Origin of the sequence: Mucilaginibacter sp. Mucisp86 (assembly GCF_047324315.1) — a bacterium.
Lineage (GTDB): Bacteria > Bacteroidota > Bacteroidia > Sphingobacteriales > Sphingobacteriaceae > Mucilaginibacter.
The window spans coordinates 3,678,507-3,692,429 of the sequence record NZ_CP168503.1 but is presented as its reverse complement, the minus strand read 5'-3'; the positions used below and the strand labels follow the sequence as shown (position 1 = coordinate 3,692,429).

11 protein-coding genes are annotated in these 13,923 nt (G+C 43.5%); 6 read left to right on the top strand and 5 right to left on the bottom strand.

Annotation, left to right across the window (positions count from 1 at the left end; translation table 11 throughout):
* The first annotated feature begins 8 nt into the window (after positions 1-8).
* From ACEN9X_RS15620 to ACEN9X_RS15600, 5 genes are all read left to right on the top strand, one after another.
* Positions 9-1,679: a M1 family metallopeptidase gene (locus ACEN9X_RS15620; RefSeq protein WP_413666027.1), complete on the top strand. Its 1,671-nt coding sequence runs from the start codon at positions 9-11 to the stop codon at positions 1,677-1,679.
* A gap of 12 nt (positions 1,680-1,691) precedes the next feature.
* Positions 1,692-3,356 (top strand): M1 family metallopeptidase, encoded by a 1,665-nt coding sequence (locus tag ACEN9X_RS15615; protein WP_413666026.1) that lies wholly within the window; start codon positions 1,692-1,694, stop codon positions 3,354-3,356.
* Positions 3,357-3,630: 274 nt separating this feature from the next.
* Positions 3,631-4,374 carry a head GIN domain-containing protein gene (locus ACEN9X_RS15610; protein ID WP_413666025.1) on the top strand — a complete coding sequence of 248 codons (744 nt, stop codon included), beginning with the start codon at positions 3,631-3,633 and terminating at the stop codon, positions 4,372-4,374.
* 175 nt (positions 4,375-4,549) lie between these two features.
* Positions 4,550-5,575, top strand: a complete 1,026-nt coding sequence (locus ACEN9X_RS15605; protein ID WP_413666024.1) for a proline iminopeptidase-family hydrolase — start codon at positions 4,550-4,552, stop codon at positions 5,573-5,575.
* Positions 5,576-5,629: 54 nt separating this feature from the next.
* On the top strand, positions 5,630-6,469 hold the full coding sequence (locus ACEN9X_RS15600) for a DUF2911 domain-containing protein (protein ID WP_413666023.1): 840 nt from the start codon (positions 5,630-5,632) through the stop codon (positions 6,467-6,469).
* Positions 6,470-6,820: 351 nt separating this feature from the next.
* Here ACEN9X_RS15600 and ACEN9X_RS15595 read toward each other — a convergent pair whose 3' ends face one another.
* From ACEN9X_RS15595 to ACEN9X_RS15585, 3 genes are all read right to left on the bottom strand, one after another.
* Positions 6,821-7,546, bottom strand: a complete 726-nt coding sequence (locus ACEN9X_RS15595; protein WP_413666022.1) for a DUF2490 domain-containing protein — start codon at positions 7,544-7,546, stop codon at positions 6,821-6,823.
* Between the two features lie 155 nt (positions 7,547-7,701).
* A complete protein-coding gene (locus tag ACEN9X_RS15590; protein ID WP_413666021.1) occupies positions 7,702-8,727 on the bottom strand; it encodes a hypothetical protein in 1,026 nt (341 codons plus the stop codon).
* Between the two features lie 10 nt (positions 8,728-8,737).
* Positions 8,738-10,459, bottom strand: a complete 1,722-nt coding sequence (locus ACEN9X_RS15585) for a glycosyltransferase family 39 protein (RefSeq protein WP_413666020.1) — start codon at positions 10,457-10,459, stop codon at positions 8,738-8,740.
* Between the two features lie 150 nt (positions 10,460-10,609).
* Here ACEN9X_RS15585 and ACEN9X_RS15580 point away from each other — a divergent pair, with 150 nt between their 5' ends.
* A complete protein-coding gene (locus tag ACEN9X_RS15580) occupies positions 10,610-11,089 on the top strand; it encodes a DinB family protein (protein ID WP_413666019.1) in 480 nt (159 codons plus the stop codon).
* On the opposite strand, the gene ACEN9X_RS15575 is transcribed toward ACEN9X_RS15580, so the two are convergent.
* On the bottom strand, positions 11,086-12,399 hold the full coding sequence (locus tag ACEN9X_RS15575) for a hypothetical protein (protein WP_413666018.1): 1,314 nt from the start codon (positions 12,397-12,399) through the stop codon (positions 11,086-11,088). The genes ACEN9X_RS15580 and ACEN9X_RS15575 overlap by 4 nt on opposite strands.
* A gap of 14 nt (positions 12,400-12,413) precedes the next feature.
* Positions 12,414-13,922, bottom strand: a complete 1,509-nt coding sequence (locus ACEN9X_RS15570; protein WP_413666017.1) for an FAD-binding protein — start codon at positions 13,920-13,922, stop codon at positions 12,414-12,416.
* Position 13,923 lies beyond the last annotated feature (1 nt).

The following is a 13,923-nucleotide window of genomic DNA, read 5'->3' as shown; positions in this document are numbered from 1 at the left end:
TTAAGTACATGAAAATAAAACAACTATATCTTGCAGCGCTTACCTTACTAAGCACAGCAACAATTGCCCTGCCGGCGAAGGCACAGCTCCTGAAAGAAAAAGAGCAGTTTACCCGTGCTGATTCGCTTCGTGGTATGCTTACACCTTTACGCACTTGCTATGATATCAACTATTACCACCTTGATGTTAAGATTGATATCGATAAAAAGTTCATCAGCGGCAGCAACCAATTTAAATTCACCGCCACGCAGGATTTCAATAAACTGCAATTCGATCTGTTTGCTAATCTTAGTATCGCCAAAGTTGTTTACAAAGGCAAAGAGCTTACTTTCACCCGCGATGGAAACGCGGTATTCCTCAACTTTCCGCAAACCATAAGCAAAGGCAGTAAGGATGAATTTACCGTTTATTATTCAGGCAATCCAACCATAGCTAAAAATGCCCCCTGGGATGGTGGCTTGGTATTTAAAAAAGATTCCTTAGGCAAGCCCTTTGTGGCAACGGCCTGCGAGGGTGTCGGTGCAAGCATCTGGTGGCCGACTAAAGATCACCTGGCTGATGAGGTGGACAGCATGATGATCAGTATCAGCGCGCCTAAAGGGTTAAAAGACGTTTCGAACGGTCGCCTGCGTAAAGTAACCCAGCTAAAGGATGGCTACACCCGGTTCGACTGGTTTGTGGCCAACCCAATCAACAACTATGATGTGGCTGCCAACATTGCCGATTATACCCATTTTGAAGATACCTATATGGGCGAAAAGGGAAAACTTACCCTCGATTATTGGGTGTTGCCAACCAGTCTTGAGAAGGCTAAAAAACAATTTGCAGCCAATGTCAAGCCAATGTTGAAAGCCTTTGAACACTGGTTTGGCCCCTACCCTTTTTATGAGGATGGCTACAAACTGGTTGAAACACCTCATTTAGGTATGGAGCACCAGGGCGCAGTAGCCTATGGCAATCACTTCCTGAATGGTTATATGGGCTATGATTTATCAGGCACAGGCTGGGGCAGCAAATGGGATTATATCATTGTTCATGAAAGCGGGCACGAATGGTTTGGCAATAACATAACCGATAAAGACCTTGCCGATATGTGGATCCATGAAAGCTTTACCTGTTATTCCGAATCGCTTTTTGTTGAGGATAACTGGGGTAAAAAAGCAGGGCAGGAATATAATTACGGCTTAAGGCTCACCATTAATAATGACAGCCCTATAGTTGGCATTTACAATGTAAATAAAGAAGGCTCCGGCGATATGTATTCCAAGGGCGCTGTTTTCCTTAATATGATCCGTACGATTATTAACGACGATGAAAAATGGCGCGGCATCCTGCGTGGGCTCAACCAAACTTTTTACCATAAAACGGTTACTTATGATGATGTGGTAGGTTTCATCAATACGCAATCGGGCATGAACTTTTCGGCAATATTTGATCAGTACCTGCATTACCGTAGCCTTCCGGTATTGGAATTTACCAGCCACGAAAACAAACTTTATTGCCGCTGGATTGCCGAGGCTAAAGATTTCAACATGCCCATCAGGGTGCGCGTAAAGGGCGGCGAATATAAATTCATCACCCCAACAAGACAGCTGAGCCCCGTTGAAATTCCCGGAGCTACTAAGGATAATATTGAAATTGACTATTTAAACTACTACGTGGGTGCGCTCATGGATTAATCCCCAATATAAATGAAAAATAAGTTTTTAAATATTTGCGCAATTGCTTTAGGGTTAACAATAACCGGCTTAGGAACCGCACAGGCGCAATTAGGCACCAACAGACAAACGTTTACCCGTGCCGATTCGCTTAGAGGCAGCTTAACACCACTACGCACTTGTTATGATATCAATTACTATCACCTTGATGTGAAGTTTGATATCGATAAAAAATTTATTAGCGGCAGCAACCTGTTCAAGTTTACGGCTACCCAAAATTTCACCAAACTTCAGTTTGATCTGTTTGACAATTTAAAAGTAGAGAAAGTAGTTTACGAGGGCGCCGAAATACCTTTTACCCGCGAGTTTAACGCGGTGTTTGTAACCTTTCCTAAAACCATAAAAAAAGGCAGTAAAGATGAGTTTATCGTTTATTACTCGGGTAACCCAACCATTGCCAAACGTGCCCCCTGGGATGGCGGCGTAGTTTACACTACCGATTCATTAGGCAAACCATGGGTGGCAACTGCCTGCCAGGGTATTGGTGCAAGCATCTGGTGGCCTACTAAAGATCATCAGTACGACGAAGTGGACAGCGCCCTGATCAGCATCAGCGCACCTAATGGTTTAAAAGACGTTTCAAACGGAAGGCTGCGCAAGGTGACCGACCTGAATAACGGTTACACCCGGTTCGACTGGTTTGTAGCCAACCCTATTAATAATTATGATATAGAAGCCAACATTGGCGATTACGCTCACTTTGAAGGCACCTACCAGGGCGAAAAAGGTCCGCTTACGCTTGATTACTGGCCTTTAAGCTACAACGTTCATAAAGCCAAAAAGCAATGGGAGCTTGATGCACCGCGGATGCTTAAATCATTTGAATACTGGTTTGGCCCCTACCCTTTTTATGAAGATGGATACAAACTGGTTGAAACCCCACATTTAGGTATGGAACACCAAAGCGGCACCGCCTATGGCAACCACTATAAAAACGGCTACCTGGGCCGCGACCTTTCAGGTACGGGCTGGGGCTTGAAATGGGATTTCATCGTAGTACACGAAAGCGGGCATGAGTGGTTTGGCAATAACATCACGTCAAAAGATGTGGCCGATATGTGGATCCACGAAAGTTTCACTAACTATTCCGAATCATTGTTCATTGAAACCTATTATGGTAAACAAGCCGGGCAGGAATATGTGAATGGTACCCGTAAAAACATCCGTAATGATAAGCCAATTGTAGGCCCATATGGTGTAAACATGGAAGGCTCAGGCGATATGTATTATAAAGGCGGCAACCTGTTAAACATGGTACGCACCATCATCAACAACGATGATAAATGGCGCAGCATCCTCCGCGGACTAAACAAAACCTTCTACCATAAAACGGTTACTTACGATGATATCGTAGGATACATCTGCAAACAGGCAGGTATGAACCTTGCCCCGGTATTTGATCAGTACCTGCACTATAAAGATATCCCCACCCTGCAGTTTGTAGTTAAAGACGGCAAGCTTTATTCCAAATGGATCGCCAATGCCGAAGGCTTTAACATGCCGGTAAAGGTACGCGTTAAAGGCGGCGGGTATATCTTTATTAAACCAACTACCCAGTTTACTCCGGTTAAGATTGACGGTATAACCAAGGACAATGTGGAGGTGGATACTTTCAATTATTATATTAAAGTTGAGTAAATGGTTGATTGGGTGAGTGGTTGGTTTACCCGAATGAGAAATTTTAGAATTCAGACTTCCGAAGTTTTAAAAACTTCGGAAGTCTTTTGTTTTTATTAAGGTTGATCTGTAAAGCCGGTGTCCGCTTTAACTACTCACTTAATCAAACCAATCACTCACCCAATCAACCGAATCAACTACTCACCGAAACCAACTCCACAAAAAAATCCAAATCCCGTGCAACTTTCCGTACCCCACCGGCGTCTAATTTGAAAACGAAACTAAAACAACCGTCATGAAATCGATTTCAAAAATATTATTAGCCACAGTGTTGGCAGCAGCAACCACAAGTTACACCATCGCGAAACCATCACACCCAATTGTTAAACATGCTGATCAAACCACGCAAGACCGTCATTTATCTGGCTTCAGCGCTATTGACCTGGCCGGCTCATTTGATGTTTACTTTACGCAGGGATCAAATGAATCGGTAAAAGTTGAGGCGCCTTCAGATGTTATCGACAAGATCATTACCGAAGTGCAGGGCGGCGTATTGAAGATATACAGTAAAAAAGGCACCAGTTGGGATAACTGGAGTTTTGGCCGCAACCGCAAAATGATTGTTCACGTTGTAGCTAAAGATATGACCAGCATTAACGTTGCCGGTTCGGGCGATGTTTATTTTAAAGAAGGGATCACCACCAATTCATTAAAACTAAAAGTAGTTGGCTCGGGTGATATGCTGGGCAAATTAAGCGTAAAAAACCTGGATAGCAGCATTTCGGGCTCTGGTGACATGAAACTTTCGGGCCGTGCGGATAATTCAAGAGTAAATGTTGTAGGTTCGGGTGATTTCACCGCCCGCGACCTGATCACCATTAATACCGAGGTACACATAGCCGGTTCGGGCGATGCTACCATCAACGCCAGCAATAAAATTGATGCTTCAGTAAGTGGCTCAGGCGATGTTCATTATACCGGCGGGGCTAAAAATATTTCAAGCTCAAAAGCCGGCAGCGGGGATATTGAGAGGATATAGATTCCGGCTAAATTCTATCCGGCAGAAAGTAAAAACAATTAAAAAATAATAGGGAGCGTCATTGCAGTAACAGAGCAATGACGCTTTTTATTTTACAGTATTTGTGAAACTATTTTTATCCCGCTTCTTAGTATCTTTATACAAAAGAAACACTCCACCATTCCTATCGCTAACCATGAAAAAGCTATTCTTCATTATGATTGCTGCTTGCTTTTGCGCATGCAATAATCCATCAAAACCAACAGCGGCAGACACCTCCGCCGAACCATCAAACACTCCCTACGAAGTAAAAACCGGGGGCAGTAAAATGATCAAAGTTGCCGGAAAATATAATGTATGGACGAAAAAAGTTGGCGATGGCAAAATAAAAGTATTGCTATTGCATGGCGGCCCGGGTTTTTCGCACGATTATATGGAATGCTATGAAGACTTTTTGCCCAAGGAAGGTATCGAGTTTTATTACTATGATCAGTTGGGCTGCGGTAATTCTGATGCACCTGCCGATACCTCTTTATGGAACATTCCCCGCTATGTTGAGGAGGTGGAGGAAGTGCGTAAGGGTTTGGGACTGGATAATTTTTACCTCATTGGCCATTCATGGGGTGGTATGCTGGCTATGGAATACCTGCATAAATACCAGTCGCACGTTAAGGGAGCGGTGCTATCAAACATGACAGCCGGAATTAAAGGCTATGTTACCTATGCTGCAGCGTTGAAAAAGAAATTCTTCACCCAGCGCGATATCGCAGTATTTGATTCGTTGGATAAACTTAAACAATACGACTCGCCGCAATACAATGACCTGCTCATGAACAAGCTATATTCGCAGGTGATCTGCCGGATTCCTTTAGATAAATGGCCGGAACCACTATGGCGTGCCTTTAAAAAAGCTAACCATACCATATACATACAAATGCAGGGCGTTGACGAGTTTCACGTAACCGGCAATTTTAAAGGATGGGAATTTTGGGACAAACTGCAGGATATAAAAACCCCAATCCTTGTTTTAGGCGGGGTACATGATGAAATGAACCCGGAAGATATGAAAAAAGAGGGCCGTTTATTGCCTAACAGCCGTACTTACCTGTGCCCCAACGGTAGCCATATGAGCATGTATGATGATCAGCAAAATTATTTCAAGAACCTCATCGCCTTTTTGAAGGATGTTGACGCAGGCACATTTACCGCAGATAAAAAATAGCATACCAATTATAATACAGCGTTTTATATTCCACCACCACTAAAACCGAAAATCATGAAAAAGTTACTGATCTGTGCCATCGCCATGATGGCCCTTACTGCGACGAATACCTATGCGCAGTTAACCCCTCAACCCAGCTCAACACAAAGTATTGTACAGGACTTTGGCCTCGGAAAAATCAGCCTGACTTATTCCCGCCCCGATGTAAGAGGCCGCAAAATATTTGGAGGCATGGAGCCTTACGGAACAGTTTGGCGCACGGGTGCTAATTCGGCCACGGTAATTAAATTTACCGATGATGTAAGTATGGAAAGCAACAAAATACCGGCAGGCGAGTACGGCCTGTTCAGCATCCCCGGCGAAAACGAGTGGACAATCATCCTCAGCAAACAGCCTAAGCAATGGGGCGCGTACATGTATAAAGAAGCTGATGACTTTGTGCGTTTCAAAGTTAAAACCGAACACCTTAAGGCTTTAACAGAAACCATGACCCTCGCCTTTACAAACGTAACAACAACAACCTGCGATTTACAAATGATGTGGGAGCATAGCGGCTTCACGGTTCACATGACCACCGATATCGATGCCAAAGTAATGGCCCGAATTGATTCGGCCATGAATACAGATAAAAAGCCATACTATGAAGCTTTGATTTATTATTACAACAACAATAAAGACATGGACAAAGCTTTAACCTGGGCAACTGAACTGGAGAAAGACAAGAATTTCCCTCCGTTTGTCCCTAAATTATGGAAAGCGCGGATCCTATTAAGAAAAGGTGATAAAGCTGCTGCCATAACCACAGCCCAGGAAGGTGTAAAAATGGCCACCGATATGAAAACAAATGAGTATGTTCGTTTAAATAACGAGGTAATTGCGCAGGCGAAGAAATGATGTGTTAATCGCCTCGCCCATCATTGTTCACAAAAAAACCTTGCCAGTGATATTGGCAAGGTTTTTTTATGCATACATCTTAAAAAATGTCATTTCGATAGAGTAGTGTGGGCTGAGCGATGGAGCGAAAGAGAATCTTCTACATCCGGCTCTATAACTATACTTGTAAAAGCAGGGCGTAGAAGATTTCTCCTCACCTCCGGCGCACAAACCCTCCCACTGGTTCATCGAAATGACATTTCTTTTTAAGGCGTTTACACAATAATTTCTCACGAGGGGTTTTCTTGTTTGTCAAGCAATCCTTTGACCGACTTTTTAAAGTCCTCTCCTTTGGAGAGGATTTAGCTGAGGTTAAAACCTTGTATAAAAAGCCAACTGTGCTACATGGTTTACCACATAGGCATCGGCTTGTTTTATATATTGATTCAAATATCCCGCCTCTGCATCAAATGCTTTGCTAAAGCGGTACCCAACGGCCACATAAGCACGGTTTTGATCAAAGAAGTGTTTATTCACTTTGTTTTTGTTTTGCACATTTACAAAGGCCTCGTTTTGCAGGGCGAGGAAAGTACCTTCAGTAAACACGTCCGAATCTGGTTTCATAGGGATCACCGCTCGGGCAAAATACCTGAAACGCTGGGCGAAATAACGATCGTTCTTATTATCGGCTGTGTTTCCTAAAAAGCGCTGCTCCAGCCTTAAACGGTGTGCCAGTTGTATATGTTTGGTCAATTTATGGGTGTAGGTATATTGCTGCCAGATGCGGTGCTCCGGACGAAAAGTTGTTTCATTGTCAGGAGTACGACCATAGGTAGCTATGTAGGCATAGCCTAATGCCCCTACCTTATTCTTAGCAAAGTAATAATTAGCCGAAGGGCGAAGCAGGATGTGTTTCAGATAACTTACCTCATCGTGTGAGCGCAATTGCCCGTCGAACGAATAGCCCCAATGTTCGGATAATTTCTGGCTGTGGAAAATAGCCGCCCAGCCCGAAAACTGGTTGTCCTGTGCAAGCAGCTTTGCAGGTGCCGCAAGCAATAGTACTGCAAAAATTAATAGTTGTTTTTTTAATTGCATGGATGATATATGTGTGTTATAAAGGTTAACATTATTGTAGAGACGCATCACATGCGTCTCCTTCAGGACAGAAGTTGCAGGATCTGTCCTTTAAAAATACTTACGAGTAGCAGATGACAGGCAACCATTCACCTAATCAACCTACTCTCCACTCACTAATCTTTAAACCTTACCAAAGTCTGCCGGCCCAGGTCAACCGTTACCCTGAAGGCTTCCTGGTTGCTACTGTAGCCCGGCGTTTGGTGCAGGCTCAATATGAACTGTCCTTTTACACGCTTGTATAAAAACGGCGTGTAAATAATATCCAAACGGTTATAAGTTTTCTTTTCAAAAAACGCGTCGCCATAAATAATATGGCTGCCCTGGCCCTTATAAAACTCATCAAACAACGCAAAACGTTTCCAGCTTAAATAGGCATTGGCCACAAAGCCGGTTGGTGTCCTGAAACCATCAACACCACGAACCCGCTCAAATGATGTCATGGCACCCGCTTCAATAGATAACGAATCTAAAATGGTTTTATGACTGAAGTCTAAACCTAATCTTATTTGTCCGCCGCCGTTATCCTGAATATGGTCATTAGGCAGCAATACTTCCGCCCCGGCATCATGCATCAATAAAAAGTAATGCGATACATAAAACGGCCCGGTCAGGCTCGGCCGGTACTTACCCGAAAAACCAAACAGGAACTGTTCACGGTCGGTAACTGTTTGGCGGCTCACCCAGTCAATCCAGGCAGTTTCTGTAAAATGATCATTATGAAAGCGTGTTAACAAGCCCTCAACATTGGGGCGATAGTAGCGTAAAGTATCGTTCAATAAGGCCCGTGGATAATCATCCAGCAAACCTTCACGCGGAAAGGCACCGGCATTGAATAGCCAGTTTTTGCCGGTAAAACTGTAATAGGCTACCGGGTTCACTTTTAAAAAATATGGTTTAGCGCCAAATTCGTGAATACCGTTAACACCTACAATGAAGTGGTTCAGGCTATCCACGTTTAGGCCAAGGTCAAGCGCTGTACGTACGCCCGAATAAGTACGCGAGCGGGCAACAAAATCCTTGTACTCACGGTTATCCATGAAACCTAAGCCATTAAAATGAATATCAAGACTGCCCTGTGCAAGAGCAGCAGCGGTGGTTATGATCGAGAAAAAGACTAAAAGATATATCCGTTTAAACATAGTTGATTTATTATTTTACTGTAATGTTGATGCTCTTACTGTTACGTCCGCCAAAAAAAGGTTCGGTACGCAATGAAAAAATGAGTTGATATCTGCCAGGTTGCTCTGGTGCTGTTACGTTAAATTTAAAATGAGTGCTTTCGCCCGGCTTCAGCGAAATATTGTGAAAAGATTCGTCTGCTTTTTGAATAGTGATCTGATCGGTCTTTTTAAAAAAGCAGGCTTCAAAAAACACAGGGTGCTTTTGATCTTTATTGCTGAAATTAATGGCGAATGGATAAGGGTTTTTAACCGTAAGATCGAAATCTATTTTTTGCCCCGGACTAACGGCTTCTTTAGGAGCAAGCGTCTCAAATTCAACCCGCTGATAGGTGCGCGTATCATCAACCCAGCCTCCGTACCATTTGCCGGCAAATACATTGATCGAGTCGGTTGTAACGCCTGGCAGCCAGACGTCCAGCACATAATAAGTTTTTTTATGCTGAAGGCTGTCTTCTATAGGCCATATATCATACTGGGTACGGCGATAATGGCGTGAATCATAGGCCAGCCCGCGAGTAGTATTATTGTAAAAATTGTATTTGGAAGGATCCTGAAAACCTTCATAAAATATCACATAATTATCCCCCGCCTTTTTTTGAATTTGGTGTGCCCAGTCTTTAAAGCCAAAGAAGCTTTTCATGGCATCAATCTTCAGCAAAAAGGGCGGCCCCCAGATAATACAGATACGTACAAGCAAAATCAGGCTTACATTTATAACAGCCAAACGATTAAACCATAAAGGTTTGCCCGCTGACCTGGCAAAACTGATAAGTACCAGCATACTTAGTGGTACATAGGCAATCAGTGTCCAATGAAGCTGTACTTCGCCTTTAAAGGAAGTAAGGAAAAAGAATGCTAAAATGCCGATGCTGTTCACGAGCAGGGTGCGGGTGAAAACATCCTGTATTTTGGCCGTAAACCCCTTATAAAAAAGAAACCAGCCAATCAGCGGTCCGGCCATTATCAACTGCCCCAATGGATATAGATAAGTGTTGTCCAATTGGTAATCGTCAGCCGAGCGCTCGCTAAGGTGATAGCTTATTGAAGGATAGTCGTGGTTTACCTGCCACAGAATATGCGGCGCATACAAAGCCAGCGCCAGCAGCACGATCCCATAAAAAGACCCGCGCCTGAGTAATTTAATATTAGATGCAAGCGTGAAAGCAACCAGTAAAATGCCATGATACTTGCTGTATAGCAGGCAGGCAATCACAACACCCAAAATAAGGGCAAGTTTTAAACTATCCTCTTCAATATATTGCTGATAAAAATAAAGGAACAGTACAGTAAAAAAAAGCAATGGCGCATCCGGGGTGGTTGTAAAGCCATAGATGTGGAATACAAAGATGCCCGAAACCACCAGTATAAAGCTAATTGCATCAACCCTGTAACGCTTTAACATCATCCACATCAGGTACAAGGATGCCGTGGTGCTGATTACCGTAAAAAGCCTTACACCAAACTCATTATGCATAAGGCTGTAGCCTGCTTTAATGAAAACGGCCACCATAGGCGGGTGATCATAATATCCCCAATCTAAAAAACGCGAGTAAACCCAGTAGTAAGCTTCATCGGCATGAATCTCGAGCGTAAAAGCCTGTACGGCATTTAGCAAAGCCCACAACAGTAAAAAATAAATGATGGGTTTGTTATATTTTACCGGCGCGGTATTTAAAGAGGTATCCTGCATTAAAATGGATGAGTAAATGAATGGGCAAAGGTATAATAAAAGATATAAGCCATAAAACGTTGACGGTTGCGATGTGATAATTTGACGAAAAACATACCACAATCTTCATAATTTAGCGCAGCTGTAAAGCCTTAACCCTTCCAATATAAAATGAAACAAGAATTTGAGGTTATTAAAAAACCACGTCTGACACTGCTTGACGTTATAAAAGACCTTAGCCCCGAACAACTTAACTATATCCCTACCGGATATGTCAACAACCTAATCTGGAACCTGGCGCATATGATTTCGGGCCAGCAGGGCATTTGCTATACCCGTGCGGGAGTACCTATCGCGGTAGATGACAAATATTACACTCCTTACCGCCCCGAAACCAAACCACAGGGCTTTGTCAATGCCGATGATATTGCCGAGGTTAAAGAACTGCTTATTTCAACTATCGATAAGTTAGAAGAAGATTACCACGCAGGCGTTTTCGCAAATTATCAACCAATGACTACCCGTTATGGTGTCACACTTAGTAATATTGAAGAAGCCGTCCGTTTTGTTCCATTTCATGATGGCTTGCATACCGGCTATATCTGGGCATTAAAAAGAGCGGTGCTGGAGGAGATGAGCAAACCGGTTTAATAAACTATTTTACTAAACGGAATCCCCACAGTTAACCCGATTGCTGTTTTATTATAAGGCAGGCGGGTATCCTTTAAGGAATTATTCATGTCCTGAAGTAAGAGTTGTGCCTCAAAATTTATGGCGGGCACACCTTTTTTATCTATCAAAACAATGGGGATGCCTATAATAGAGTTTAACGTTTTATAAGTCCCCCAGTTTTTTTCGATGCGGAAACTGATGCCAACATGCGATGTTGAAGGGATATACACCAGCTTACCTGACGCAACAGGTGTCACAAAGTTTTTATATTGGCCTACGTACCGGTCACCTTTATTGATGGTGACCGTATTTGCTCCGTCCATTCCCTGCTCCCCTGTTACATCAGCGCTGAATAGTGACCCGCTTTGTACTGAATTATTAACAAAGCCCTTACCGGCAAAAGTTAAAAATAACCTGCCTAATTTAGGGCTTTCCCAAAAGCGGGTATGACTTACAAATAATTCGAACGGGTAGTTATAATGTTTGTTAACCCGCGCGTTAACATCATCGCTTACCATATACTTTTGTGGAATAACAGGGATGTAAATGCCTAAGCTTGTCCAGTTATCGGTTATCAGATTATAATTGCCGGTATTAACCATCAGCTCCGACTGCTGTTCGGAAAACTGCTGCAGATAATCTGCCCGGAGCGATGCATAAAAAGTTTTCCGGAGTTTGTTTTTAACCTCATTGATATTTTGTCCCGGCACGTCATCCTGTTTCAAAGCACTAAGGGATCGCTCAAACTCTTCAGCTTTTTTATTGACACTTTGGGCAAGTGTATTTACTATCAACGCGCGGGCAGCGTCCATTTCTTTTTTAAAATTGCCATTGGCGGCATAGTAAGTTCTGGGTTTTCCCATCCATGTTTTCTGAATGGTAAAACCCAACTGATTATCATAATACCTGTTGGCAGTTTTTGCCGAATAAGCGTTTGCAATATTTACCCGTGCACCTACTATTACAAACGATCTCACCCAATCGTCACTATCCACCGGCTGATGAAAATTGTGGTTGATGCTGATCGCACCTTCGGCGGCATTGATAACAACATAGTTTTTGTACAAAGAAAGATCTTCATTACCCGAGAGGTAAGAACTCACTTTATTGGAGAGGAAAATGTTCATGGCCTTGTTGGAGATCAGCATCCCCTGCCCGTTATTATTAGGCCAATTGGTTACTTTACTGTTTATCGCCTTTATCTCATCGATGATCTGTTTCGTGGTTTGGGCTTTCGCCCCCTCCGTTGTGCAGCACGAAAACAACAGGTAACAGGTTACCGCCTTCAAACAAATTCGATATGTCAGGCCAGCCCCCATTGCTGTGTAATTTGATTGGTAAAAACTTTTTGGCAATCAGCGTTGAGCAGGGTTTTCCGGGCATTAATCCAACGGGTTGCCGCTTCTCCGTACATTCTTTCGATGCGCTCCGGTGTAACTTCATTGGCTTTACCCCAATGAAATGTAAAGGGGATATTTTCGTGCTCAAGCATCAGCCATACCTGGGTGTAAAAGTTGTATGCTTTGTCGGACAGTGGCGCATCCAGCTCCATGATACAGGTATGATCGAACCTGGTAAAGCCCAGTGTGGCTTTTGTTTGCTTAACAAACCTGAACGAAAACACGCCGCTGAAAGGCCCTATATCCTTATTGATCTTCAGCATCAAATCAGCAACTTTGGGCGAAAGTTCGGCCGGGAAGCCTATGGCCGAACTTAGCAACTTGCCTCTTAAAGTGGTATTATTGAAAATTTCGCCGAGCGTACCAAAGTGAGGATCACTATTCGTTGTCATACTGGCATTTAATACCTTGGTAACTACAACAGGAATTAAAGCAGGCACAGCATCGGTAATAGTGCCTATAAAGCTGGCAGCATCATCGCCCGGCCCAATCCCCGCCGCGTTATCAACAGGTGGCTGATAGTTGGTACGATAAGGCCGCTTGTACATCGTAGTTACAAAGGCTCCCTTATCCAGGTCATACGGGTTAAGTAATACCGAAAAGTGGAAAGGGCGCTCATTACCACGTGGCAATTTATCAGTGTTACTAAAATCCAGCGTTTCCATCATACCCTGCAATTCTGCGTCATAGGACAATCGTTGCACATAAGTTTCTAATAAAAACAATGGCTCAGTTTCCATTAGTACACCGTGTATAATCCCGAAACTGCCGAAACTCACTAACGCGGCATTGAAAAGCTCATCGTCCTGTACCAGTTCGGTTTGCAGCAGATCAACAAACCGTTGTGCCACAACGGGAGCCGAAGCTCTTTCCAGCCAGATATGCCTGTCGGGACTTACAACAATATGTAGCCCTACCACAAAATCCGGCGTAGCGCCAAAGTCAAACGCCGAACCATGAGTTCCCGTGCCAACCGCACCGGCTATAGTTTGCCCATTACTGGCCCCGGAAGTTTTAAGTGACAGTCCCCTGTTTTTCAGAAAAGCGCCAAGTTCCCAAATGCCGTTACCGCTTTGTGCAAAAAGTAAATGCTCCTTATTACCAGCGTAAGCGGGGCTTACGGCGGTGTCCGCCACAGTGAACTTTGTATTAAGTGGTTTGGTATCCAGCATTATACCATTTTTAACGGTGGCTATTTTTGTCCATGACCAGCCTGCTCCCAATGATCGTAGTGGAGTATCGGTTTCTATCGCTTCCTTTATAATATTTTGCAACCCTTTGGTGGCATCATTGTAACTGTCAAGCGCATCAAGGTTGTCTTCATTACCCAGTTCATACAAATCTTTTATTTGCTCAATAAAAGTTTCGTGCCGGTTCTCCCAGCTGCTCACTCCTGTTTTAATAACTTTCATA